At 73.8% G+C, this 25,380-nt stretch carries 16 protein-coding genes; 12 read left to right on the forward strand and 4 right to left on the reverse strand.

Annotated elements, in window-relative coordinates:
* Window positions 1-67 precede the first annotated feature (67 nt).
* The 3 genes from B8281_RS07560 to B8281_RS07570 all read right to left on the reverse strand — a co-directional run bounded on the left by B8281_RS07560 (window position 68) and on the right by B8281_RS07570 (window position 4,735).
* A complete protein-coding gene (locus B8281_RS07560) occupies window positions 68-2,500 on the reverse strand; it encodes a helicase-associated domain-containing protein (protein WP_232322713.1) in 2,433 nt (810 codons plus the stop codon).
* Window positions 2,501-2,614: 114 nt separating this feature from the next.
* Window positions 2,615-3,592 carry a hypothetical protein gene (locus B8281_RS07565; RefSeq protein WP_085387384.1) on the reverse strand — a complete coding sequence of 326 codons (978 nt, stop codon included), beginning with the start codon at window positions 3,590-3,592 and terminating at the stop codon, window positions 2,615-2,617.
* Between the two features lie 204 nt (window positions 3,593-3,796).
* Window positions 3,797-4,735: an NAD-dependent epimerase/dehydratase family protein gene (locus B8281_RS07570; RefSeq protein WP_085387385.1), complete on the reverse strand. Its 939-nt coding sequence runs from the start codon at window positions 4,733-4,735 to the stop codon at window positions 3,797-3,799.
* Between the two features lie 119 nt (window positions 4,736-4,854).
* On the opposite strand from B8281_RS07570, the gene B8281_RS07575 reads away from it, so the two are divergent.
* The 4 genes from B8281_RS07575 (at window position 4,855) to B8281_RS07590 (ending at window position 10,423) form a co-directional block, all read left to right on the forward strand.
* On the forward strand, window positions 4,855-5,583 hold the full coding sequence (locus tag B8281_RS07575; RefSeq protein ID WP_085388666.1) for a TetR/AcrR family transcriptional regulator: 729 nt from the start codon (window positions 4,855-4,857) through the stop codon (window positions 5,581-5,583).
* Window positions 5,584-5,715: 132 nt separating this feature from the next.
* Entirely contained in the window at window positions 5,716-6,099 is a 384-nt protein-coding gene (locus B8281_RS07580; protein ID WP_034651071.1) for a cold-shock protein, read from the forward strand.
* Between the two features lie 2 nt (window positions 6,100-6,101).
* Window positions 6,102-7,235 carry a DUF3027 domain-containing protein gene (locus B8281_RS07585; protein ID WP_085387386.1) on the forward strand — a complete coding sequence of 378 codons (1,134 nt, stop codon included), beginning with the start codon at window positions 6,102-6,104 and terminating at the stop codon, window positions 7,233-7,235.
* On the forward strand, window positions 7,232-10,423 hold the full coding sequence (locus tag B8281_RS07590) for a sacsin N-terminal ATP-binding-like domain-containing protein (RefSeq protein WP_085387387.1): 3,192 nt from the start codon (window positions 7,232-7,234) through the stop codon (window positions 10,421-10,423). The genes B8281_RS07585 and B8281_RS07590 overlap by 4 nt, the downstream gene beginning before the upstream one ends.
* Here B8281_RS07590 and B8281_RS07595 read toward each other — a convergent pair.
* Entirely contained in the window at window positions 10,399-10,662 is a 264-nt protein-coding gene (locus tag B8281_RS07595) for a DUF2530 domain-containing protein (RefSeq protein WP_085387388.1), read from the reverse strand. The two genes, B8281_RS07590 and B8281_RS07595, sit on opposite strands and share 25 nt — an antisense overlap.
* Before the next feature lie 447 nt (window positions 10,663-11,109).
* Here B8281_RS07595 and B8281_RS07600 point away from each other — a divergent pair, with 447 nt between their 5' ends.
* The 8 genes from B8281_RS07600 (at window position 11,110) to B8281_RS07635 (ending at window position 25,377) form a co-directional block, all read left to right on the forward strand.
* On the forward strand, window positions 11,110-12,624 hold the full coding sequence (locus B8281_RS07600) for a sugar transferase (RefSeq protein ID WP_051028379.1): 1,515 nt from the start codon (window positions 11,110-11,112) through the stop codon (window positions 12,622-12,624).
* 40 nt (window positions 12,625-12,664) lie between these two features.
* On the forward strand, window positions 12,665-13,396 hold the full coding sequence (locus B8281_RS07605) for a hypothetical protein (RefSeq protein ID WP_085387389.1): 732 nt from the start codon (window positions 12,665-12,667) through the stop codon (window positions 13,394-13,396).
* 85 nt (window positions 13,397-13,481) lie between these two features.
* A complete protein-coding gene (locus tag B8281_RS07610; protein WP_034651820.1) occupies window positions 13,482-14,957 on the forward strand; it encodes an NCS2 family permease in 1,476 nt (491 codons plus the stop codon).
* 9 nt (window positions 14,958-14,966) lie between these two features.
* Complete coding sequence (gene manA / locus B8281_RS07615; RefSeq protein ID WP_085387390.1) at window positions 14,967-16,319, forward strand: mannose-6-phosphate isomerase, class I; 1,353 nt, start codon at window positions 14,967-14,969, stop codon at window positions 16,317-16,319.
* Window positions 16,320-16,420: 101 nt separating this feature from the next.
* Window positions 16,421-18,328 carry a glycosyltransferase gene (locus tag B8281_RS07620; RefSeq protein WP_085387391.1) on the forward strand — a complete coding sequence of 636 codons (1,908 nt, stop codon included), beginning with the start codon at window positions 16,421-16,423 and terminating at the stop codon, window positions 18,326-18,328.
* An 8-nt stretch (window positions 18,329-18,336) separates the two neighbouring features.
* Complete coding sequence (gene wecC / locus B8281_RS07625; protein ID WP_085387392.1) at window positions 18,337-19,587, forward strand: UDP-N-acetyl-D-mannosamine dehydrogenase; 1,251 nt, start codon at window positions 18,337-18,339, stop codon at window positions 19,585-19,587.
* The gene (locus tag B8281_RS07630; RefSeq protein WP_085387393.1) at window positions 19,584-23,252 is read left to right on the forward strand and encodes a glycosyltransferase; all 3,669 of its coding nucleotides are present in this window, start codon (window positions 19,584-19,586) and stop codon (window positions 23,250-23,252) included. The genes wecC and B8281_RS07630 overlap by 4 nt, the downstream gene beginning before the upstream one ends.
* 121 nt (window positions 23,253-23,373) lie before the next feature.
* Window positions 23,374-25,377 carry a DUF6270 domain-containing protein gene (locus tag B8281_RS07635; RefSeq protein ID WP_085387394.1) on the forward strand — a complete coding sequence of 668 codons (2,004 nt, stop codon included), beginning with the start codon at window positions 23,374-23,376 and terminating at the stop codon, window positions 25,375-25,377.
* Window positions 25,378-25,380 lie beyond the last annotated feature (3 nt).

Consider the following 25,380-nt stretch of genomic DNA (forward strand, 5'->3'; position numbering starts at 1 on the left):
TGGTGGTCCGGGGTAGGTCGGATGACGGTCCGGGGTAGTGCCGGGGCGGGCTGGGGTCAGTCCGGGGTCACGGACGCGATGCGGTGAACCGCGACCGTGAGCTCGGCGTCGCGTGCCGGGTCCTGCGCGCGCAGCCGTCCGGCGTCGAGCGTGAGGGGCCGCACGCGGCGGCGGTCCGGCGCGCCCGTCGACCCGACGACCTCGAGCCACACCATGGCGCCGTCCGCGATCGCCTCGCGCAGCAGCCCCAACGCCGCCACCGGGTCGCTTGTTCCCTCGGGGCCGTCGTCCCCGCGTCCTGCCCTGCCCGACGGCGTCCCCCGCCCCGGCGCGACCGGTCGCCCTCGGCGTGTGCTCCGCCGGCCGCGCGGGCCTGGGCCTGCTCCGCCGAGCGCGTGTCGGCGGCGCGCAGCCGGGCGACGAGGTCGGCGAACCGCTGCTCACCACGCCCGGCCCCGTCCCGCGCCTCGTCCACGCGGGCCCCGGAGCCCGGCACGACGCCGGTCCGGGCACGGCTCCCGCGCCGGCCCACGACCGCCCCGGCCCGTCCTCGCCGGGCCGGGCCCGCGGCGTCGGGCAGGTCGCGACGGCCTGCACGGTCCGCGACGAGCACGCGCCCGTCCGGGCCCTCCACGACCGACGGCACGCCGCGCGCCCGCAGCGCGTCCTGCAGCTCCCCGGCCGGTGCGCCGGACGCGAGCACGGTCGGCGCGAGCAGCACCAGACCGAGGCCGCGCAGCGCAGGGTCCTCCGCGATGCCCGCGAGGAGCACCGGGTCCTCGGCGCGCACGTACGACGACGCCGTCCCGACCCGCACGCGCCCGTGACGTCGCGCGGTGTCGCGCACCAGGTACTCCAGCGGCTGGGGCACGGGAGTCCGGGAGTGCGACGCGAGCTCGGCGAGCAGCTCGTCGGCCGTCGCGCCCCGGTCGAGCGCGCGCAGCACCGACTCCGGCGTGAACCGGACCGTGGTCGCGGCGCCGCGCGACTCGACGTCGGCCGCGACCTCCACGAGACGCTCGAGGGTGCGCGACGGCCGGCCCGGCACGATGCCGGTGAGGTCGCCCTGCAGCAGGAGGTCGTCCACCTCGGGCGGGAGCACGGCCTCGAACGCGGCCCCCAGGTCCACGGGCTCCGACGACGGCGCGGGGTCGTCGCCCGCGACGAGCGCGCGGCCCGGGGGAGCGAGCGCGCCCGCGCCCGTCACGCCGAGCAGCGTGGCCTCGCGCAGCAGCCCCGCGACGGCCTGCTCCGGCGGCACCGCGCGCGGCGTGCGCCAGCGCAGGACCGCGACGACGTCCGCCGGGCCGAGCGGCCGGTCGGGCGCGAGGGCGAGCACGTCGAGGACCGAGCGACGCAGCCGTGGGACCCAGGGCCGCCACAGCTCGGGGTCGAGCGCGGCGCGCAGGGCGCCCCTCTCGTCACGGCTCCCGACGAGCCACGGTGTCCGGCGCGACCGCCACCACCCGCGCGCGAGCGCGGCCCACCGGTCGCCCAGGTCGTCGTCGAGCCAGTCCTCGGCCGTCGGGGTCGGGGCGAACGTGGGCGGGTCGTCGCCGTCGTCGGCCACGAGGCCCGCCGCCGCGGCGACCTCGACGACCGCGGCCGCCGTCGCGTCGTCGACCTCGAGGGCGAGGGCCGCGCGGCGCAGGTCGCGCACCCCGAGGCCCCCCGCGCGCAGGACGCCGGGCGGGTGCTCGGTCCAGTGCGTCACGAGGCGCGCGACGAGGCGCACCGCCTCCAGCCCGGCGCTCGCGGACTCCGCCTCGACCGTCGCCGCGGGGAGCTCGAGCACGTCGGGCACGGGCGGCGCCGTGCGCACGTCGCGGTGGGTGCGCCCGCCGCGCAGCGCGAGCCCGACCTCGCGCGGCAGGACGACGTGCCGCTCGTCGGTCGCGCGCAGGTACCCCCGCTCGACCAGCCAGGCGGTCGCCCGGCGCGCCGACGCGTCGGAACGCGGGGCGACGCCCACGGGCGGCCCCCACGCGAGCGCGTCGAGGATGGCGCGCGCGCCCGGGGGTGCGTCGTCGGGCAGGACGGCGGACGGTGCCGGGGCGTCGCGCGCGTCGCCCAAGACCGGGCCCAGGCCTGCGGGGTGCGGGCCGAGCACCTCGGTCGTCCCGGGCGCCGGGCGGAACCCGGCCGAGCGCGTGCCCGGCGACCACACGAGCGCGAGCTCGTCGAGGCGCGCGAGCGCCGCGGTGACCGACGCGCGGTCCACCCCCGTCGCGCGCGCGACCGCGGCCGCCGTCGCGGGCGTGCCCACCGAGTCGAGCACGAGCACCGACTCGAGCACGTGCAGCGTCAGCTCGTCGAGACCGGCGAGCGCGCGCTCGAGGCTCGTGCGGTTCATCGCGCGCGCGGCGAGCGAGAGCAGCGTCGAGGGGGAGGGCGTGGCGAGGTCGGGACGCCCCGCGAGCAGGGCGACCAGCGCGGCGTCGTCGCGCTGGCGCAGCGACTCGCTGTACGTCGGAGCCCGCTCGGGCCGGGAGGTGGCCATCCGTCCGATGCTACGCGGGTTGTGCTGACGGTTCGGTACCGCCTGTCGTTCGTCGGCACCTCGAGGTGCCGAAGAGTGCTGCGAGTGCCGAACCGCCGCCGGGGTGCCGACCGGTCAGCGCAGCGGGGGAAGGTGACGGTCAGGGCGCAGCGACGCGACGACGTCCGGCGGCACCCAGCGCAGGACCCGTTCGCCGACAGTGTCGGGCGCGTCCCGCGCGGTGAACCGCAGCACGCGACGTCCGGTCGCCTCGATCGCCTCGTGCCGTCGCTTCTCCGCGACGAGGACGCGGCCCGGGTCCTCACGGGGAGCGAGGCCGTCGCCCGTCGTGCGGTACTTCACCAGCCCGTCGAACTCCAGCAGCAGCCGCCACGGCTCCCACCCGAGGTCCGCGCGGACCCGACCGACCGAGGTGCGGACCGGGACCTGCGTCGACGGGCGGGGGAGGCCGAGCCGGAGGACGAGGTACCGCAACCACGTCTCCCAGGCCGACTCGGCGCCGGCGTCCGCGAGCCGGAGGACGTGCCGGGCGCGAGGTGTCCCGGCAGCCCGGGGCTGTCGCGCGAGGCAGGCCGCGACGTCCTCGCGGGCGAGGCCCCGCGCGAGCGCCGCGTCCGCGACGACCAGCCCCTCGAGCGGGCTCAGGGTGCGCAGGCAGTCGGCGACGGTGCGGGCGGGCGTCGTCACCGGCAGACCGCCGACGACGCACCGGTCGGAGGCGTCGACGAGTCCGAGGTGCCTCGCGACCGTGGGGTCCGCGCGCCCGGACCGCCGGTAGGGCTGCACCACGTGCACGTCACGGGGCGCCGTCCACAGGCGCAGGCCGTGGGCGAGGGCGGCGGTGGTGTGGCTGAGGACGTGGTCCGCGCGGAGGGTGCGATGGAGCGCGGTCGCCCGGTCCAGCACGAGGTCGCGCTCGTCGGCGGGCCCGATCCTCCTGGTGGTGCCGGTCTCGCGGTAGACGCCCCGACGCACCCGCTCCCAGGACCCGGAGGACGCAGCCTGCCGCACGAGCTGGGGCGGGTGCTCCGCCGCGAGCAGCAACGCGGGTCGTCGAGGGCCGCCGGGGGCGAGGGGGTCGTCGTCGTGCACCGGGCCAGCGTGCCCGGTCCGGGAGCTCGCGTGGGTCGTCCGGACCGGTCCTGTGGACGGTCCCCGGTCGACGGCGCCTGTGCGCGACGGTCAGACGCTTCGGCAGGGCGGACGCGGTTCGGCAGCGCGTGCGGGACGTCGGCAGCCCCGGGTGCCGAACGCCGCACGACGTGCCGACTCGCGCGCCCGGAGGGCCGCGACCGGTCAGCCGCGGGCGGTCCGACGGCAGACCTCGTCCCAGGGCGTGGGCTCGATGCCGAAGCGGTCGCGGGGCGCGGTGTCGTCGAGGACGTAGGGGTGCTCCCACTGGTAGGCGAGGTCGCGCAGCTCGCGCAGCAGCGGCGAGAACAGTCCGGCGACGGCGAGCCCGGGGCCGCGCAGCGAGCGGACCCGGACCGGCGGGTGCCCCACGCTCGCGAGGACGTCGGTCAGCGCCTCGCGCTGGGTGCGCGGCGGGTTGCTCGGGGTGTGCCACGTGCGGCCGAGCGCGCCCGGGTCCGCGGCCGCCGCGACGAGCGTGCGCGCGGCGTCCTGCACGTCGGTGAACGAGTGCGACAGGTCGGTGCGGCCGATCATCGTCACGGCCCGGCCGCGCAGCGCAGCAGGGACGACGCGCGACACGTGGCCGTTGGCGCCGACGCCGGGCCCGACGAAGTCGGAGCTGCGCACCTCGACGACCCGCGCACGGCCGGCGCGGTGCGCGGCGAGGGCGTCGGCCCACAGCCGGGCCCGCAGGACGCCCTTGTGGTCGGTCGCGGCGTCCGGCAGGTCCTCGGTCATAGGTCCGTCGACCGGCCCGTAGGGGTAGAGGTTGCCCGTGATCGCGTAGACCGCTCCCGTCCGCTCCGCCGTGGTGAGCAGCGCGGCGGCGAGCGGCGGCCAGACCTTCTCCCACTGCGTGTAGTCGCCGGGGTTGGCGCAGTTGTAGAGCACGGCGGCACCGTCCGCGGCGCGGGTCAGCGCGTCGGCGTCGGACGCGTCGAGCGCGAGGTGCGTGACGCCAGCGAGCCCGGTGTCACGCCCGCTGCGGGTGACGACGGTGACGTGCGACCCGCGGGCCGCGAGCTCGGCGGCGACGTGACGACCGACGGGGCCGGCGCCGACGACGACATGCCGGTCGTCGGAGGACGAGGTGCTGGACATGAGGGCTCCTTTCCGAGAGCAGTGCTCTCGTTTCGGCAGCAGCCTGGCACGACGGGCACGACAAAGCAAGAGCACCGCTCTCGTTGGTGGGCGGCGCTCTCGTCTGCGACCCTGACGGGATGACGGCACCTCGGACGGCGCGCGCCCTGGCGCGCGAGACCCTCACGCGCGAGATCCTCGACGCTGCCCGCACGCGGCTCGTGGCCGACGGGCCCGCCGCGCTCTCGCTGCGGGCCGTCGCGCGCGACGTCGGCATGGTGTCGTCCGCCGTCTACCGCTACTTCCCGAGCCGGGACGCGCTGCTCACCGCGCTCCTCGTCGAGTGCTACGACGAGCTCGGGGCTGCCGTCGAGGCCGCGGAGGCCGCCGTCGCGCGGGACGACCTGCCCGGCCGCTGGCTCGCCGCGTGCCGCGCGCTGCGCACCTGGTGCGTCGCGCGGCCCGGGGAGTTCGGGCTGCTCTACGGCACCCCCGTGCCGGGGTACGCGGCGCCGCAGGACACGGTCGAGCCCGCGACGCGCGTCGTGCGGACCCTGGTCCGGGTCGTCGCCGACTCCTGGGCGGACGGCGAGGGCCCGGCGCCCGCACCGCCGTCGGGCGGGGACGCGGCCGTGCTCGTCGCCCCCGCCGTCGCGTACGTGAGCGCCCGCGGGCTCACAGCGCCCGACGTCCCGCCCGAGGCCGTCGTGCGCACGCTCATGGCGTGGACGACCCTGTTCGGCACGGTGTCGTTCGAGCTGTTCGGCCACCTCCACCGCACGGTCGCCGACTACGCCGACTGGTTCGACGCCGTCGCGCTGCGGGTGGGGGCGGACGCCGGGGTGGTCCCGCGGTCGGCCCCGCGCTGACCGGGACGACGGCGGGGACGCGGCCGGTCGTCCGGGCTCGCCCTGGGCTCGCCCGCGGTATGGATGCGGCTTTGCCGCCGCGTGGCCGGTAACCTGGGGGTTCTGGTTCCTACGAGCACGAACGAGGTCCACGTGCCCACCGGCAAGGTCAAGTGGTTCGACACCGAACGCGGGTTCGGCTTCATCGCCAACGACGACGGCGGCGAGGTCTTCCTGCACGCCTCCGCGCTGCCCGCGGACGCCCCCGCGCCGAAGCCGGGCGCTCGCGTCGACTTCGGCGTCGCGGACGGGCGCCGTGGCCCGCAGGCGCTCGCCGTCACGTTCCTCGACCCGGCGCCCTCGGTCGTCAAGGCGAAGCGTCGCTCGGCGGACGAGATGGCGGTCATCGTGGAGGACCTCATCAAGGAGCTCGACGGGATCGGCAACGGCCTGCGCCGTGGCCGCTACCCGGAGAAGGGCAAGGCCACCAAGGTCGCCGCGGTCCTGCGTGCGGTCGCGGACGAGATCGAGGCCTGACGATGTCCGCCGTGGCAGCCGCAGAGGAGCGCGTCCGAGGAGTCTCCGCACGCGCGGCGCGGGACGCCGTGCTCACGGGCGCGGTCGAGCTCGCGCGCGCCGCGGCGCAGGAGGTGGCCGAGAGCCCGGAGGACGTGGGCGAGCACCTCGGCACGGTCGCCGAGGCGGACCGGCTCATCTCCCACCGGTTCGCGTGCACGATGCGCGGCTACCGCGGCTGGCACTGGACCGTGACGCTCGCGCGCGTGCCGCGCGGCCGGACGGCCACGGTGTGCGAGGTCGAGCTCCTGCCCGGTGACGGTGCGCTGCTCGCGCCGTCGTGGCTCCCGTGGTCCGAGCGCCTGCGCCCGGGCGACGTCGGCCCGGGCGACGTGCTGCCCTTCCGCGCCGACGACCCGCGCCTCGAGCCCGGCTACGTGCCCACGGGCGACGAGGAGCAGGACGCCGTCGCGATCGAGGAGCTCGCGCTCGCGCGTGCCCGCGTGCTGTCGCCGCAGGGCCGCGACGAGGCCGCGGAGCGCTGGTATCGCGGGTCGCGCGGCCCGACGACGCGCGGCGCCGTCGCCGCCGCGGCCGACTGCGGGTCGTGCGGCTTCCTCGTGCCGCTCCAGGGCAGCCTCGGCCAGGTCTTCGGCGTGTGCGCGAACGAGTGGTCGCCCGACGACGGCAAGGTCGTGAGCCTCGACCACGGCTGCGGCGCGCACTCGGAGACGGACGTCGAGCCGCAGCGCAGCGAGTGGCCGGACCCGGACCCGCTCGTCGACGAGCTGCACGTCGAGATCGTCACGCTCCTCGAGTCCGCGGTCGCCCGGAAGGAGGCGGCCCGGGACGGGGCCGCGCCGACGGACACTGCCGCGGACGAGACCGCCCCGGACGAGACGGTTCCGGCGGCGCAGGACCAGCCGACGCCGGTGGCCGATGTCCCGACGCCGACCGACACCGCGCCGGAGGCCCCCGCGGCCGTGGCAGGCGAGCCGGACGACGCGCCGGACGACGCGGAGACCGCGCCGGACTCCGCCGTCGATGCCGTGCCGGACGACGCGGAGACCACCCCTGACCCCGACGCCACGCCGGACGAGCCCGAGACCGCGCCGGACCCCGCCGTCGACGCCGCGCCGGACGAGCCGCGGGAGTGACGCAGGACGTCTTCGGGACGGCCGCGCTGCGTCGTGCGGTCCTGGAGGCGTGGCGGTCCTCACCGACGCGCCTGCGCGAGGACGCGAACACGGAGGAGGACCACGCCCACGGGTCGTACCGGGGGCGGGTCGTCGTCGAGCTCGCGCAGAACGCCGCCGACGCCGCCGTCCGCGCAGGTGTCCCTGGTCGCCTCCGGCTGAGCCTGCACGCGCCGTCCGACCCCGACGGGCACTGGGTGCTGCGCGCGGCCAACACGGGCGAGCCGCTCGACGCGGCGGGCGTCGCGTCGCTCGTCGCGATGCGGGCCTCGGCTACCGGTCGGGGCGCGGGCGCAGCCGGTGGCCCGCGCACGGTGGGTCGGTTCGGGGTCGGCTTCGCGGCGGTCCGCTCGGTCGCGGACCGCGTGCGCGTCGGCGCGGGAGACCACGCCGTCGAGCTCTCGCTCGACCGCACGCGCGCCGCGCTCGACGACGTCGTGGCGGACCGCCCGGACCTCGCCGCCGAGGTCGCGGGGCGCGGCGACCGGCTCCCGGTGCTGCGCCTCCCGTTCCCGGCGCGCGTCGAGGTGCCGGCGGGGTACGACACCGTGGTCGAGGTCGAGCTGCGCGACGACGCGGCGCTCGACGTCGTGCGGGCCGAGCTCGCGGACGTCGGCGACCCGCTGCTGCTCGCCCTGCCCGCGCTCACGGAGGTCGTCGTGGCGGGCGACGGCGTCGCGGAGCGCCGGGTCGCGGACGTCGACGAGCGCTGGACGGTGCTGCGGCGCGAGGGGACGCTCGACCCCGCGCTCCTCGCGGACCGTCCCGTCGAGGAGCGCGGCGCGGGCCGCTGGTCGGTGACCTGGGCGCTGCCCCACGACGCGGTGGCACCGACCGTGCTGCACGCCCCCACCCCGACGGACGAGCGGCTCACCTTCCCGGCCCTGCTCCTGGCGACGTTCCCGCTCGACCCCGCGCGCCGGCACGTCCCGCGCGGTGCCGTGTCGGATCACGTCGCGCACGAGGCGGGTCGGGCGTTCGCGGCGCTCCTCGGGTCGCTCGCGGCCGACCGCGGCGCCGACGTGCTCGCGCTCGTCCCGACCGGGCTGCCGGCGAGCGCGGTCGACGAGGCGGTACGCACGGCGGCGACGGCGGCCCTGGCCCGCACGCCGCTCCTCCCGCTCGACGTGCCACCCGACCAGCCCGGTCGCGCGGGGGACGAGACCTGGGACGACCCGCCGATCCTCGACGAGCACGACGAGCACGACGAGCACGACGAGCACGACGAGCACGACGAGCACGGTGCGCCGCAGCGGGCCGAGCGGCGGCTCCTCGCGCCCGCCGAGGCGCGCGTCCTCGCCGGGGACGTGGGCGACGCACGCGTGCGTGCCGAGCTCGGGGCGGCGCACCTCGTCGACGTGCCGGGCCCGCTGCGCGCGGTCGCGCGGTCGCTCGGGGCGCAGGTCGTGGACCTGGCCGACGTCGTGGACGACCTCCCGCTCGTCGCCGACCCCGGGCGCTGGCGGGCGCTGTACGACGCGCTCGCGCCGCACGCGGGGGACCGGTCGGTGCTCGAGGCGCTGGGCGCGCTCCCGGTCCCGCTCCTCGGCGGTCAGGTCGTGCGCGGGGCCCGCGGCCTCCTGCTGATCGGCGACGGTACGGACGACGGCTCGGACGGCGGGGCGCTCGACCCCCGGGATGCCGTCGACCTCGGTCTGCGCGTCGTCGACCCGCGGGCCGCGCACCCGCTGCTCGAACGGCTGGGCGCCCGCGCGACGGACCTGCGCGCGGTGCTCGCCGACGGCGCGGTGCGCGAGCGCGTGCTCGCCGCTGCCGACGCCGCCGACGCGGGCGACGACCCCGCGGCGGAGGTCGAGCGGCTGCTCGCGCTGGTCGCCGCCGCGCTGCGCGACGTTCGGGACCCCAGCGACGCGCTGCCGTTCTGGTGGGGCGAGCTCCCGGTCCCGACGACGGACGGCGGCTGGTCGCCCGCGCGCGGCTGCGCCCTGCCGGGCACCTGGGCGGCGGACGTGCTCGACGGGCTCGACGTCGTCGACCCGGGGGTCGTCGCGCGCTGGGGCGAGCCGGCGCTGCGCGCGGTGGGCGCCGCGGCGGGACCGACCGTGCTGCGGGTGCGCGACGTCCTCACGCCCGCGTCGGACGACGACGAGCCCGACCTGGACCCGCACGCGCCGGAGGGCTGGCTCTCCGACTGGGCCGGGTACCTCGAGCACCTCGCGGCGACGCTCGGCCCCGAGGCGTACGTGGGGGACGTGCTCGCCGTCGCGGACCTGGACGCGGTGGCCGACGGCGCGTGGCCCGACGTGCTCGCCCGGCTCGCGGGCGACCCCGCGGCGCGGGAGGCACTGCTGACGCCCGTGCGCGCGGAGGGCGGGCGTGCGGCGTCGGCCCGGTCGTACACGGCGTGGTGGGTGCGCGAGGAGCTCGGCGGGCCGTTCGCGCTCGACGGCGGCCCCGCCTCTGCGTTCCTGCGTTCGGCACCGCCGGAGGTGGCGGGGCTCGACGACGCGGCGCTCGCCGCCGTCGGGGGCGTGCACGACCTCGCCGAGCTCGACCCGGAGGAGTGGGCCGACCTGCTGGACGGGCTGTCGCCCGTCGGGTCACCGGTCGACGCCGCGGCCGCGCTGGCCCTGTGGCGCGCCCTGGAGACGCTGGCGGAGAGCGGCGTGCGGCTCGACCCGGCCCCCGCGCGGGTGCCCGCGCTGCACGGCGGGACGGTCGTCGTCGCGGCGGCCGACGACGTCGCGGTGGCCCCGGACCCGATGTGGGCGCCACTGCGACCGCTCGTGCCCGCCGGACGGGGCCTGGTCGAGGAGGTCGCGGACCTGCTCGACGTCGCGACGGTCACGGGCCCCGCGCCCGCGCCGGACGACCCGGGGCACCGCGAGGACGTCCCGACCGAGGCGGGGACCGTCATCGGCGAGCCCGTGCCGCGCACCTGGGCACGGCACGACGACCTCCGTGTCGGCGGGGTCGCGGTCCCGTGGTGGGTCGAGGGTCGTGGGGGAGCGGACGTCGTCGTGCACGCGACCGGTCCGGCGGGGCTCGCGGCGGCGCTCGCCGTCGTCGCGGGGCGCTACCGCGCGCGGCACGTGCTCGAGGAGGTGCTCCGCGACCCGCGCGGGGCGCAGGGCGCGGTGGCGCGGACGGCCTGGGACGACCCTCAGTCGTCGCCGGACGCGCGGTAGCGGGTCCGGTTCCGCCGCTCCCAGCCGAGCCCGAGGGCGCCGAGCGCGAGCCCGACGGCGCACGTCGCGACCGCGCGGGGCGCGAGCGTCCCGGTGGCGAGCAGGACGGCGCACACGACGAGCGCGACCGTCCAGAGCGCCATGCCGGCGAGGATGACGACGCGCAGGTCGACCCGCCAGGGCGCCGGGTCGGGGCGCCGGCGTTCGGGGTGGAGGAGGAGGGTCACGACCGAGGGCACCCGAGCATCGTAGCGACGCGTCGGTTTTTTCACCCCCACGGCGCGTCACAGGCGTGACCTGCGTCTCTTCCCCTCTGGTGTGAGCACACGTCCGGAGCACCCGCAACCGCGCGCTACGATGCAAGCGGCCCACCACGCTCTCCCGCTCGTGGTCGCCCGTCCAGCTCGAACCGCCCCGGAATCCGGGCGGGCACTCCTCCGTGACTTCTCCGCACGCTGCGTCGCGTGCGGGGGAACGTCGAACCTGGACACCTGTCCAGTGAATTCCTCCGAGGCCTGCGAGCGGTGCGCCAACCGCAGGATCCTGCGGCTCAGGACCTTCCGGACAGCCGTCGTCCGGAACGCCTTCTCACCCGGGTGAAAGCCCTCGTCAACCCTCGTTATCGCACATTCTCGAACCTAGGATGAGTCGCCATGCAGGGTGTGGAGCCGACCGGAGGTGGACGCATGTCCCACAGCGTCACCGACGACACGAGACGAGGTCTGCGCACCCTTCTCACCGCGTCGCCCGCGGCGCGCATCCGCGCCGCCCGGGCCGCGTTCGCCGCGCAGGGCTGGGAGGTCGCCTACCGCCGCCGGCTGCTCGTCACCGACACGGTGGTGATCGTCGTGGCCGTGCTGGTCGCCTACTTCCTGCGCTGGGACGCCGTGATCGACGAGCCCGTGAGCCGGGCCCGCGTGCCCTACGTCGTCCTGTCCGTGCTCGTGGGCGTCGCCTGGTCCGTGTCCCTCGTGGCCAGCCGGACGCGCGACCCCCGCGTCATGGGCAGCGGGCCTACCGAGTACCACCGCGTGTTCGACGCGTCGTGGCGCCTCTTCGCGGTGCTCGCCGTCCTCGCCTTCCTGCTCCGCTTCCCGGAGACCCGGGGCTACCTCGCGTTCGCGTTCCCCCTCGGCCTCGGCGGGCTGCTCGCGGGCCGGTACGCGTGGCGCCAGTGGCTCCACCGTCAGCGCGCCCACGGCGGCATGCGGTCCGCGGTGCTCGCGATCGGGCACCGGGACCAGGCCGAGCGCCTCATCCGTGACCTCAACTCCCGCGACGAGTCGGGCTACCGCGTCGTCGGCGTGTGCGTCCCGTCGGGCGGGTTCGGGGCGGGCGAGGAGATCCACGGCGTCCCGGTGCTCGGCGAGCTCCGGCACGCGGGCGAGGTCGCGACCCGGGTGGGCGCGGACGTCGTCGCGGTCTCCGGCTCGGACGCCATCACGGCCGAGGTCGTGCGCCGCCTGGGCTGGGAGCTCGAGCCGTTCGGCGTCGACCTCATGCTCACGGCGGAGCTCGCCGACGTCGCGGGCCCCCGCATCACCATCACGCCTGCCGAGAGCGTCGCGCTCCTGCACGTGGACGCGCCCCGCTTCACGGGGCCCAAGTTCGCCGTGAAGTCGGTCGTGGACTGGACGGGCGCGGCGCTCATCACGCTCGCCGCCCTGCCCGTGCTCGTCGCGGTCGCCCTCGCCGTCCGGCTCACGAGCCGCGGGCCCGTCCTCTTCCGCCAGGAGCGCGTCGGGCGCAACGGCCGCACGTTCTCGATGTACAAGTTCCGCTCGATGCGCGTGGGCGCCGACCGCGAGGTCGAGCACCTCGAGGAGCAGAACGACGGCTCCGGCCTCCTGTTCAAGATGCGCGACGACCCGCGCGTGACGCCCGTCGGCCGGGTGCTGCGCCGCTACTCGCTCGACGAGCTGCCGCAGCTCTTCAACGTCCTGCGCGGCGACATGAGCCTCGTCGGCCCGCGGCCCCCGCTGCCGCGCGAGGTGCAGAAGTACGAGAAGAAGGTCCGCCGTCGGCTCCTGGTCAAGCCCGGCCTCACGGGTCTGTGGCAGGTCGGCGGCCGGTCGGACCTGTCGTGGGAGGAGAGCGTCCGCCTCGACGTGTACTACGTGGAGAACTGGACGATGTTCGGCGACTTCCTCATCCTCGCACGCACGGCGCGCGCGGTGTTCTCCGGCTCCGGGGCCTACTGAGGCCCGCCGGGACGTCGGGGCGGGCAGGAGGAGGTGCGTCGTGCGGGTCTCGGTCTCGGGAGGCGGTCGCCGCGGCGTCCTGCACGCGGCCTGCCTCGCCGCCGCCGGGCACGAGGTCGTGCTCCTCGACCCGGACCCGCGCGCGCTCGCCGCGCTCCGCTCCGGGCCGAGGACCGCTGAGCCACGGCTGCCCCGGCTCCTCGCGCTCGGCCTCGTGAGCGGGCGCCTGCGCCCGACGACCGACCGCACGGCCGTCGCCGGTGCGCGCGTGCACCTGCTCTGCGTCGGCGCCGGGGCCACGCCCGACGCCGGCGGTGCCGCGCGCGTCGCGACGCTGCGGGACGCGCTCGACGGCCTCGCCCCGCACCTCGGCCCGGGCGACCTCGTCGTCGGGCGCGCCCGCGTCCCCGCAGGCACCGCCGAGATGCTCGCCGCGTGCCTCGCCGCGGACGGCGTCCCGGCCACGGTCGCCTGGGTGCCCGACGAGCACCGGCCGGGCCACGCCGTCGTCGACCTCCTGCATCCGGCCCGGGTCGTGCACGGCGTCCCCGCGGGCCCTGTCGGGGAGCGGGCGAACGCGATCCTCGACGGGCTCCACGCGGTCCAGCTCGCCTCGGGCGCGCCGCGCAGCGTCACCGACCTCGCGACGGCCGAGTCCCTCGGGCACGGTCACGGGGCGCCCTGCCAGCACGTCGTCGACGCGACGTCCGGGCCGGCTGACGTGGCGTCGAGCACACCCCGGACGGCGCTCGACGCCGTCGGCGCGGCCTGACGTGCACGGACGACCCCGGCGGGCGATGCCCGACCGTGTCCGGCGCGTTACCGCGCGGTCACACGGTTCTGGCAGCATTCTCCCCATGTCCACCCCCACCTCCGTCCGTGAGGACGAGCACGCCCCCGTGCCTGCGCGCGGCGCGATCGACCGCTTCTTCAAGATCACCGAGCGCGGCTCGACGATCGGCACCGAGATCCGCGGCGGTCTCGTGACGTTCTTCGCGATGGCCTACATCATCGTGCTGAACCCGCTGATCATCGGGACCGTCCAGGACGGCACGGGCCAGTTCCTCGGCGGGGGCGCCGAGCCGGACTTCGGCAAGATCGCCGCGGCCACCGCGCTCGTCGCGGGCGTCATGACGCTCGCCATGGGCGTCTTCGCGAACTTCCCGCTCGGGCTCGCGGCCGGGCTCGGCCTCAACGCGGTGGTCGCGTACTCGATCGCGTCGCTGCCCGGGGTCACGTGGGCGGACGCGATGGGCCTCGTCGTCATCGAGGGCCTCATCATCCTCGTGCTCGTGCTCACCGGGTTCCGCGAGGCCGTCTTCCGGGCCGTGCCGCTCGAGCTGAAGACCGCCATCAGCGTCGGCATCGGCCTGTTCATCGCGCTCATCGGCCTCGTCAACGCGGGCTTCGTCACCGCGGGCAGCGGCACGCTCCTCGCGCTCGGCAACCTCGGCACGTGGCCGATCCTCGTGTTCGTCGTGGGCCTCGTGCTGACGATCGTGCTGTGGGTGCGCAAGGTCAAGGGCGCGCTGCTCGTCGCGATCCTCACGGCGACCGTGCTCGCCGTCGTGCTGGAGAACACGCTCCACATCGGCGCGAAGGCCCCCGACGGCTCGAACCCGGACGGCTTCAACCTCAACGCGCCCACGTTCGACGGCGTCGTGCAGGTCCCGGACTTCGGCCTCCTCGGCCAGTTCTCGCTCCTGGGCTCGTTCCAGAACATCGCGACCGTCACCGTGATCCTGCTGGTGTTCTCGCTCCTGCTCGCCGACTTCTTCGACTCGATGGGCACGATGGTCGCCGTCGGCGCCGAGGCGCGCCTCAACGACGCCGAGGGCGTCCCGCCGCGCTCGCGCGCGATCCTCGTCGTCGACTCGATCGCCGCGGCGGCCGGTGGTGCCGGGTCCGTGTCGTCGAACACGAGCTTCGTCGAGTCGACGACGGGCGCCGGCGAGGGCGCCCGCACGGGCCTCGCGTCGGTCGTCACGGGTGTCGCGTTCCTGCTCGCGACGTTCCTGTCGCCGCTCGTCGCGCTCGTCCCCTACGAGGCCGCGGCGCCCGCGCTCGTCTTCGTCGGGTTCCTCATGATGACGCAGATCGCCGGCATCTCCTGGAAGAACGTCGAGATCGGCATCCCCGCCTTCCTCACGATCATCGTCATGCCGTTCACGTACTCGATCGCGGACGGCATCGGGGCGGGCTTCCTCGCCTTCGTGCTCATCAAGCTCGCGCTCGGCAAGGTCCGGGCGATCCACCCGCTGATGTGGGTCGCGGCGGCGATGTTCGTCGTGTACTTCCTCCTCGGCCCCATCCGGGACGCCCTGGGCCTCTAGGCTCGGCCCATGACGAGCGCGGCGGACGAGCGGTCGGGGGAGGCGTCGGTGGACGACGCCCTCCCCGGCGCTCGTCCGCCCGCGTTCTACCGCCTGGAGAACACCGTCCAGCGGTACGACTGGGGCTCGACGTCGGCGATCCAGGACCTCCTGGGGGTGGCACCGGACGGTCGTCCGGCGGCCGAGCTGTGGATGGGGGCGCACCCGCTCGCGCCGTCGCGCGTCGTGCCCGACGGCGCCGCCCACCCGGGCGGGACGGCGGACCCGGGCGCGGCGACGGCGACGGGCACGACGCTCGCGGACCTGGTGCGCGCGGACCCGGCGGGGGTGCTGGGCCAGCGCGTGCTCGACCAGTACGGGCCCCGGCTGCCGTACCTCCTCAAGGTGCTCGCGGCCGAGCGCGCGCTCTCGCTCCAGGTCCACCCGCACCCGCACCGCGCCCGTGAGGGGTTCAACCGCGAGAACCGGGAGGGCGTGGCGCGCGACTCGCCGCTGCGCAGCTTCCACGACGACCAGCACAAGCCCGAGATGGTCGTGGCGGTCTCCCGCTTCGAGGGCCTCTCCGGGTTCCGCCGGCCCGCGCGCATCCTCGAGCTGCTCGACGGGCTCGACGGTGCGCTCGCCGGACGGATGCGCGACACCCTGCGCGCCCACCCCACCGAGGCGGGCGTCCGTGAGGCGTTCACCCTCGCGCTCCACGCCCGCGCGGAGCCCGACGTCGCGGCCGACCTCGCGCTGACCGTCGCGTCCGTGCGGGCCCGGGCCGAACGTGAGCCGGCGGTGCCCGCGCCAGGCGGCCGACGCACGTCGCGCCGCGCCGACGCGACCGTCCTCGCGCTCGCGGAGCAGCACCCGGGCGACCCGGGCGCCGTCGTGTCCCTCATGCTCAACCGCGTCACCCTGGAGCCCGGGGAGTCGATGTTCGTCCCCTCGGGGCACGTGCACGCGTACCTGTCCGGGTGCGCCGTCGAGATCATGGCGAGCTCCGACAACGTCCTGCGGGCCGGGCTGACGAGCAAGCTCGTCGACGTCGACGCCCTGCTCGAGTGCGCCACGTGCACGCCCGGTCCGGCCGCGCGACCGCGGCTCGTCGACGACGGCACCGGCCTCGTCGCCTACCGCCCGCCCGTCGCGGAGTTCGCGCTCCGGGCCGGCCGGGTCACGGGCGCGGTGCCGCTGCCCGCCACCGGTCCGCGCGTCGTGCTGTGCCTCGACGGCGCGGTGACGCTCGCGGCCGCGTCCAGCGCGGACGCCGGGGCCGGGACGCGGCTCGTGCGGGGGGAGTCCGTGTTCGTCCCGCACGGCACGGGGGCCGTCGTCGTGCGTGGCGAGGGCGAGGTCGTCGTCGCGTACGTGCCGTGACCGGCGCCCGGACCGGTGTTCCCGGGGTACCGGCACAGCGGTACCATGTGCGCGGCCGGGGCGCGACGTGAGCTCCGGTTGACGCCGGACGAGATGGTGGCATGGACGCACGGGGGGGCTCTCGCCTCGATGACGCACGCAGAGCCCTCTGGCACCTTCGCCGGGGTGGTTTGTCCCAGTTCCGTACGTATCTCCGCCGTCGTGGCGTGCCGCGTCCCGCGGGCTCCTCGGGGGCGATCCGCTCTGACCACGGGGTGACCTTCGAGCCCTGGACGGTCTCGCAGCGCGCGACCGCCCGCCCCGGTCTGCGGGTCGGGGTGATCCTCGACGACTTCTCCCGGCTCGCCTTCGGGTTCGAGTGGGACCAGGTCGCCCTCACCCCGACGTCGTGGCGCGACGAGCTCGACCGCGACCGCGACGGCCGCCCCGGGCTGGACCTGCTGTTCGTCGAGTCCGCGTGGAACGGGAACGGGGGCGCCTGGCAGTACCACCTCACGGGGACCTCGGCCCCCCGCCCCGCGTTCGCCGAGCTCGTCGCCGCGTGCCGCGAGGTCGGCGTGCCCACGGTCTTCTGGAACAAGGAGGACCCCGCGCACTTCGAGGACTTCCTCGACGCGGCGGCGCTGTTCGACCACGTGTACACGACCGACGTCGGGCGGATCGACGCGTACCGCGAGCGGCTGGGCCACGACCGCGTGGGCGTGCTCGCCTTCGGGGCGCAGCCCGCGATCCACAACCCGGTGCGTGCGCACGGAGACGGGCCGTCCGGTGACGTCGCGTTCGGCGGCATGTACTTCGCGCACAAGTACCCGGAGCGTCGGGCGCAGATGGACCTGCTGCTGGGCGCGGCCGTCGACGTCTCGCCGCGCATGGAGCACGGTCTCGAGATCTTCTCCCGATTCCAGGGCGGGGACGAGCGGTACCAGTTCCCGGAGCCGTTCGGGTCGCGCGTCGTCGGGTCGCTCGACTACGACCGGATGCTCACCGCGTACCGCGAGTACAAGGTGTTCCTCAACGTGAACTCGGTCGTCGACTCGCCGAGCATGTGCGCTCGCCGTGTCTTCGAGATCACGGCGTGCGGCACGCCCGTGGTGACGACGCCGAGCGCGGCCATCCGCGAGTTCTTCCCGCCCGACGAGGTGTTCGTCGTCGCGGAGCGCGCCGAGGCGGCGCAGACGATCCGTGCGCTCGTCCGCTCGCGCGAGCTGCGCGACCGCGCCACGCACCGGGGGCAGCGGCGGATCTGGCGCGAGCACACGTACGGGGCGCGGGTCCAGCGCGTGCTGCACGACGTCGGGCTGGCCGACTCGGGAACGGTCGCCCGCCCGAGCGTGTCCGCGCTGGTCTCGACCAACCGCCCGGGCCAGCTCGACCACGTGCTGAGGACCGTCGGCGCGCAGCGCGACGTGGACGTGCAGCTCGCGCTCCTCACGCACGGGTTCGCCGTGGACGAGGCGGACGTGCGGCTGCGCGCCAAGGAGGCCGGGGTCGAGGACCTCGTCCTCCTCACGGCAGGTGAGGACGTGCCGCTGGGGGAGTGCCTCAACCGCCTCGTCGCGGCGTCGGACGGCGACGTCGTCGCGAAGATGGACGACGACGACCTGTACGGCGAGCACTACCTGTCCGACCAACTCGACGCCCTGGCCTACTCCGACGCCGACGTGGTGGGCAAGCAGGCCCACTACCTGTACGTGGCGTCGCTCGACGCGACGCTGCTGCGCTTCGCCGAGCGGGAGCACCGGTACACGGACTTCGTCATGGGCCCGACGATCGTCGCGACCCGCGGTCTCGCCGAGCGGGTGCCGTTCGCGTCCGTCGGCCGGGGCGAGGACACCGGGTTCCTCCGGTCGGCGATCGACGCCGGGGCGCGGGTCTTCTCCGCAGACCGGTACAACTTCGTCCAGGTGCGCGCGGGCGCGGCACACACGTGGGACGTGTCCGACGCCGAGCTGCTCGCGAGCGGTGAGGTCCAGTTCTACGGGCGTGCCGACCGGCACGCCCTGATCTAAGGGGAAACATGAGCAGCACCAGCGTGTGCGTCGTCGGCCTCGGGTACATCGGGCTCCCGACCGCAGCGATCCTCGCGTCGAACGGCGTGGAGGTCATCGGGGTCGACATCAACGAACGCACCGTCGAGGCGGTGAACCGAGGCGACGTGCCCTTCGTGGAGCCCGACCTCGCGACCTACGTCGCCGGCGCCGTCACCCAGGGCACGCTGCGTGCGACGACGAAGCCCGAGCCGGCCGACGTCTTCATCGTCGCCGTGCCGACCCCGTTCACCGACGGGCACAGGCCGGACCTCTCCTACATCCAGGCCGCCGCCGAGGCGATCGCGCCGCACCTGTCCGCCGAGGCCCTCGTGATCCTCGAGTCGACGTCCCCTCCCCAGGCGACGCAGCAGATGGCGGAGTGGATCCTCGCCGCGCGCCCCGACCTGTCGCTCGACGGTTCCGAGGGACGCGCGCGCATCCACGTGGCGCACTGCCCCGAGCGCGTGCTCCCGGGCCGGGTCATGATCGAGCTCGTCACGAACGACCGCATCGTCGGTGGTCTGACGGCAGACGCCGCCGAGCGGGCCAAGGAGCTCTACCAGGTCTTCTGCCAGGGCGAGATCCTGCTCACCGACGCGGTCACCGCCGAGATGGCGAAGCTCGTGGAGAACTCGTACCGCGACGTCAACATCGCGTTCGCCAACGAGCTCTCCCTCATCTCCGCCGACCTCGGCATCGACGTGTGGGAGCTGATCCGCCTCGCCAACCACCACCCGCGCGTGAACATCCTTCAGCCCGGCCCGGGCGTGGGCGGGCACTGCATCGCCGTCGACCCCTGGTTCATCGTCGACGCTGTGCCTGACCGCGCCCAGCTCATCCGGACGGCGCGCGAGGTCAACGACGCCAAGCCCGAGTACGTGATCTCCCGGGTCAAGGCGCACGCCGACAGGTTCAAGGCGCCGCGCATCGCGGTGCTCGGCCTGGCCTTCAAGCCGGACATCGACGACCTCCGCGAGTCGCCCGCGCTCGCGATCACGACCCGCCTGGCCGACGAGATCGAGGGCGCGACGATCTACGCGGTCGAACCGCACATCCTTGAGCTGCCGCGCGTCCTCGCGGACCGACCTGACGTCCGGCTGACGAACCTCAACAGCGCCGTCGACGACGCCGACATCGTCCTGGTGCTCGTCGACCACACCGAGTTCAAGCAGGCGGACCGCAAGCCGCTTCGTCTGCGGGAGAAGATCGTCGTCGATACCAAGGGGGTCTGGAGGTGATTCGCAGCGAGGACACGGAGCTCGAGCCCGAGCTCCGCCGACTTCGTACGAAGCTCCGCACGGCCAACGAAAAGTACCGGCGGGCGATGCAGGTCGAGAAGAAGCTCAAGCGGAGGGCTGCGGAGCTCGAGCAGGCTCTGCAGTGTGCCGAGGAAGAGCTCCGCGTACGACGCCAGTACGAGAGTGAGGTCGTCTCGGAGCTGCTGAGAGCAGAGAAGGCGCTCGCGAAGCTGAGGTCGAGCCGGCCGGTGAAGATGGCTCGGGCCACCCGGAACGCCGCGCGCGGCCCCGGTGCGCTCCTCGGTCTGCCAGTCGCGATCCTGCGGATCCTGCGGGACCGGGGCGACTCGGACGACTCTGCGCGGGCGGTCGCGAAGGTGCAACGCCACGCGGAGGCACACCGTGAGCGGCTGGAGGCCGTTCGTGCAGCATCGCGGCTCGCTGAGGCAGCTCCCGACGCCGGTGACGTCGCTCTCCCTCGGAATTCCGCCCTCAGAGCGCTGAGAAGCGGCTCGCGACCGCGTGTCGCCATGATCGTCGACGACTTCACTCGGATGTCTCTCGAGCCGGAGTGCGAGGCCATCCATCTGACGCCTGACCGCTGGCGCGAGGAGCTGGAGAGCGGGCAGCCCCACCTCCTCTTCGTCGAGTCCGCGTGGCGCGGGATCGACAACGTGTGGGAGAACCAGGTCGGGCACATGCCGCGGGAGCTCGCCGGGATACTGGAGTGGTGCCGTACCCACGGCACGCCGACCGTGTTCTGGAACAAGGAAGACCCTGTTCACTTCTCGACGTTCCTCAACGTCGCGTCGCGCTTCGATCACATCTTCACAACGGACATCGACTCGATCCCCGCCTACAAGCACGCCGTCGGGCACGACCGCGTGTGGTTGATGCCTTTCGCCTGCCAGCCCGCGATCCACAACCCGGTCGCCACCGTCGAGCGGCAGGCGGCCATCATGTTCGCCGGGGCGTTCTACCGCAGGTATCCCGAACGGAACCAAGATTTCGAGTCGATGGTCGACGAGCTCGCGCCCGCCTACGCCATCGACATCTATGACCGGAACTTCGGCTCGGACCTCGAGGACTACCGGTTCCCGGACCGCTACGCCGAGCACATCCGCGGCACGCTCGCCCCGGGCGACGTCCCCGATGCCTACAAGAGGTATCGCTTCGGTCTGAACATGAATTCCGTGAAGCAGTCGACGACTATGTTCGCTCGACGCGTCTTCGAGCTCATGGGTTCAGGGACGCTCGTCCTGGGAAACTACTCGCGCGGCGTACGGACGTTGTTCGGCGACCTCACGGTCGCCGTGGACGACGGGGGCAGCGCGAGAGAGCTGATCGATCGCCTCAGCGAGCTGGACGTCCGCAAGAAGCGCCACGCCGCGCTGCGCAAGGTCCTGGGCGAGCACACCTATGCAGACAGGTTCTCCTACCTACGTTCCAGGATCACCGGTGACCGCTTCGAGGCGTACGCGCCGAGCGTGGCGGTCCTCGTCGATGCACGCGGAGCAGACGAGCCGGAGAGCCTCGCGGCGGACCTGGTCGCGCAGCAGGGCGTGCACGCGACGGCGTTCCTGTGGAGGGGCAGCGACCTGCAGCCATTTCGCCCCGGCGCCGTCGAGGAGCACGCGAGTACGCGCACGGGTGCGCCGGAGAGCATCGGCCGTCTTCGACGACGCTTCGACTACGTCACGGTGTGGCGACCCGGCGACTACCACGGTCCTCACCTGCTCCGCGACCTGACTCTCGCGCATCGATACACCGCCGCGGAGGCGGTTGGTATCGACGGCGGGTTCGAGCTCGTCGCCGACGAGGTCGTCGAGAGGCCCGGCGCTCGCTACCGAATCGTCGGACCAGGCGCTCTTCGTGCGGCTGTCGTGAGTACGGCGGCACTCAGCGATCAGATGGGGTTCGCCGACCTGGTCGAGGGGTGGGACTTCGTCGCGGACGGGCTCGCCGTCGAGCCGTTCGGCTACTGCCGTGGCGCGCGCGGCGCGGACGTCTCGGATGCGGTCGAAGCCTCGCCGAGCGACGAAGGGCTGTCGATGACAGAGCTCTACGCGGCGGCCGAAGCACTGGGGGCGCAGTCCGAGGCGCGGTCACGAGGTGTCGACGCCGAGGAGGACATCGTCTCGGGGTTCGGAGGGTTCCGGCGTTCCGCCGTACGCACCGATGCCGAGGGCTCGAGCGTGGTGATCGAGTCGACACTCGAGGTCGGCACGCACGACTATCTGTTCTCTCGGTCGGAGCACGAGACTGCGACGCTCGTTCAGGGTGACCAGCTGAAGCTGTACGTAGAGTGCACGCCTGGGCTCAACGTGCAGATCGCGGTGATCTACTACGACGCGGCCGAGAAGAGGATCGGCTCGTCGGTCCACTTCGCGAATCAGAACGCCGTCAGCACGCCGCCCGTCGGCGCGCGGACGCTGCGGGTCGCGCTCCGGGTGGCGGGTGAGGGTACGGCCCAGCTGCGAAGCGTGGAGTTCGACCACCGGTCGGAAGCCCCGGCCTTCATGCCGCTGCGGGGCGACGCCCTTCTGCTGACGAATGTGTACCCGTCGAGAGACGACCGCTATCGGAACGGGTTCGTGCACTCACGCGTGCTGGCGTACGCCCGCGCCGGTGTCGGTGTCGACGTCCTAGCGGTGCAACCCGGGCAGACCTATCGGACTTACGAGCACGAGGGCGTCGACGTCGCGGTCGGTTCCCCCGAGGTCCTCGACATGGCCTTGCGCTCGCGTGCTGACAACGTGATCCTCATCCACTTCCTGGACTCCGCCATGTGGAAGTCCGTTCGCACGCACCACCGGGGCCGACGCGTCGTCGTGTGGTTACACGGCGCTGAGGTGCAGCCATGGTGGCGTAGGTCGTACAACTACCAGAGCGACCACGAGCTCGATGCGGCGAAGCGTGCGTCGGAGGCGCGCATCGCGTTCTGGCGCGAGGTCTTCGAGGACACCGCGGTCGACGTCCACTTCGTCTTCGTGTCGCAGTACTTCGCGGACGAGGTGATGGAGGACGTCGGCGTGACGCTCCGTTCATCGCGCTACAGCATCGTGCACAATCCCGTCGACACGGACCTCTTCGCCTTCACGCAGAAGGAGGAGGACGCGCGGCTCAAGGTGTTGTCGATCCGGCCGTTCGCCTCCCCCAAGTACGCGAACGACCTGAGCGTCGCGGCGGTCGACCTCCTCCGAGGAGAGCCTGAGTTCGAGAACATGCACTTCTGCTTCGTGGGTGACGGCCCCTTGTTCGACGCGACCCTGGAGCCGATACGAGGTCTTGCGAACGTGCGGGTGGAGCGACGCTTCCTGTCGCACGACGAGATCGCGCGGATGCACCGGCAGTACGGCGTCTTCCTGGTCCCGACCCGCATGGACGCCCAAGGAGTGTCTCGGGACGAGGCGATGTCGTCTGGGCTGGTACCTGTGACGTCACGCGTTGCCGCAGTACCGGAGTTCGTCGACTCGGAGTCGGGCATGCTGTGCGATCCGGAGAGCGCAGAGTCGTTGGCGGCGGCACTGCTCCGGCTGGCGCGCGACCCGGGTCTTTTCATGCGGCTCTCCCGCGGTGCCGCGGAACGGGTGAGATCCCAGGTCGACAAGTCGCTGGTGCTGCAGTCCGAGCTGAACCTCATCGGCAAGACCGGAGCGCGATAGTGGAGCGGCCTCCCGAGTCCGTGCTTCGTCCCAGCGCGCGGATGCGGATCGAGCGCGGCTCGATCCAGCGCGTCAACTCCGTCGTTCCCCGAGGTCTCGGGCTGATTGCAGGGGCATCGTGATGAACCAGAGAGCCGTCCGCCTCACCATCATCGGCAGCTGCGTGACGAGGGATGCTTTCGATCTCAGTTCGGACCGACGATGGGAGCTGAGCGCGTACTACGCCCGTTCGGGGCTCGCGAGCGCGATGTCGGATGTGGAGTATGCGGGGGTCGACCTCACGGGCATCGAATCGGCGTTTCAACGGCGCATGGTCGAGCAAGACCTAGGAAAGAGCCTCGCGAGCTACCTCGCGGAGGACACCTCGGACCTCGTCGTCTACGACCCCATCGACGAACGATTCGACCTCGCGGTCCATCCGGTGAGCGGTGCGGTCTGCACGCTCTCCGCCGAGCTCTCGCGAGCCGCGCACGTGCCCGTCTCACGGACGATCCCCTCCGGCTCCGATGAGTTCTACGTCCTGTGGGAGCAGGGGTGGGTGCGCCTGTTGGCCATGCTCGACGCGCGCGGTCGGCGCGCGCACCTGCGTGTCAACGCCGCGAAGTGGGCCACGACGCTCGACGACGGATCAGAGTTCCCGGCCATTTACGCACCCGACCGCATCCGGCGGGCCAACGAGTTCTTGGACCGCCTTTACAGCAGGATGAGCGAGGACATCTCCGCGGACCAGTTTGTCTCGTTCAGTGCCAAGGACGCCGGTGTAGCGGCGAGCGACCACAAGTGGGGGAGGTCACCGTTCCACTATCAGGACGCGTTCTACGATCATCTACGATCGGCGCTCGTCAGGAGCCTCGGCTCCTCGTCGTCGGCGGACCTCGACGTCCTTGCGACCTTCCACGCCCGGTCCGGTGAGGACCGCCGGTTCGTCTTCGACGTCCGGCCGGAGCACGCGACCGGAGACGTGCTCGTCGCAGAGTTTCGTCTCTCTGGGTGGGCTGACGTGTCTTACGTTGGTCTCGGGTACATGATCGAGGGCGCGTACTATCGGATCCTTCTCGCGCCCGTCGAGCAGGGAACGTGGATCCGTGTCGCTGTCCCGCGGGCGGTGCTGAAGGCTCCCGACGCCGCGATCGACTCCACGGGCGACGTCGATGCGGTCCGGTTCTACGTAAGTGGTCGAGCGGCCAGCAGTACGGCGGTCCTGGAAGTGAGGACCGCTGAGCTCGCAGAGTATCGGGCCGAGCGCACGGCCTCCCGAAGCGGCGAGACCCTTTGGATCGAGGGTTGGCACTCGCGCTATCAGCTGCCGATCGCTGAGACGTCGTCGGTTGCTGCCTTCAACCCGATCCCCGGACTCGTTGCTCTGTACCCCGTCGTGGCCGACAGTCTGACGCTGTGGGCGGCCGCGGGGATCAGGACGAGCGAGCGCCTGACCGTAGGTTTTCACGGAGCGGCCGATCGCGGCACCACGGAGTACCCCTACTTCGAGCGGATGGCGTCTCGAAAGGACAGCCCGTGGTCCTTCGTGCTCTTCTCCGACCCCACGCTCACGATGGACCCGGAGCTGAGTCTTGGCTGGTTCCTGGGGACAGCGGAGCACGACCTGGTGGACGTCATCCAGCAGGTGGTGGAGAAGGTCGCCGCCGTGTCAGGGGCGCGATCGACCGCCATCACCGGCGGGAGCGGCGGCGGATTCGCCGCTCTCCAGCTCGCTGCGCGAATGCCGAGGTCGATCGCCGTCGTCTTCGCCCCGCAGACGGTCCTGTCGCGATATGAGACGCAGGACTGGGCCAGTGCCGCGCGGGTGGTGTTCGGCTCGACGGACGTAGAGTCAGACCCGACCGTTCTCCGGCGGGTATCGGCCGTGGAGAGGTATCGCGCTGGTACCGAGAATCTCGTCGACTACGTCATCAACCGTCACGATCATCACCACGTCGCGGAACATTGCGCCCCGTTCGCAGCGGTGTTCGGCCTGTCGCCGGAGGGCGGGGAGTCTGTCGATCGTCGAGTGCGCATCGTGCCCGTGGACCTCGGTCCCGGGCACGTCCCGGCCTCGAGGGAGCAGTTCGAATCGGCGCTCGCTTCCGCCTTCACGAGAGCGGAGGGGTACCTTGCGCGCTCTTGAGGC

The organism is Cellulosimicrobium sp. TH-20 (genome assembly GCF_002105775.1).
GTDB classification, from domain to species: domain Bacteria; phylum Actinomycetota; class Actinomycetes; order Actinomycetales; family Cellulomonadaceae; genus Cellulosimicrobium; species Cellulosimicrobium funkei.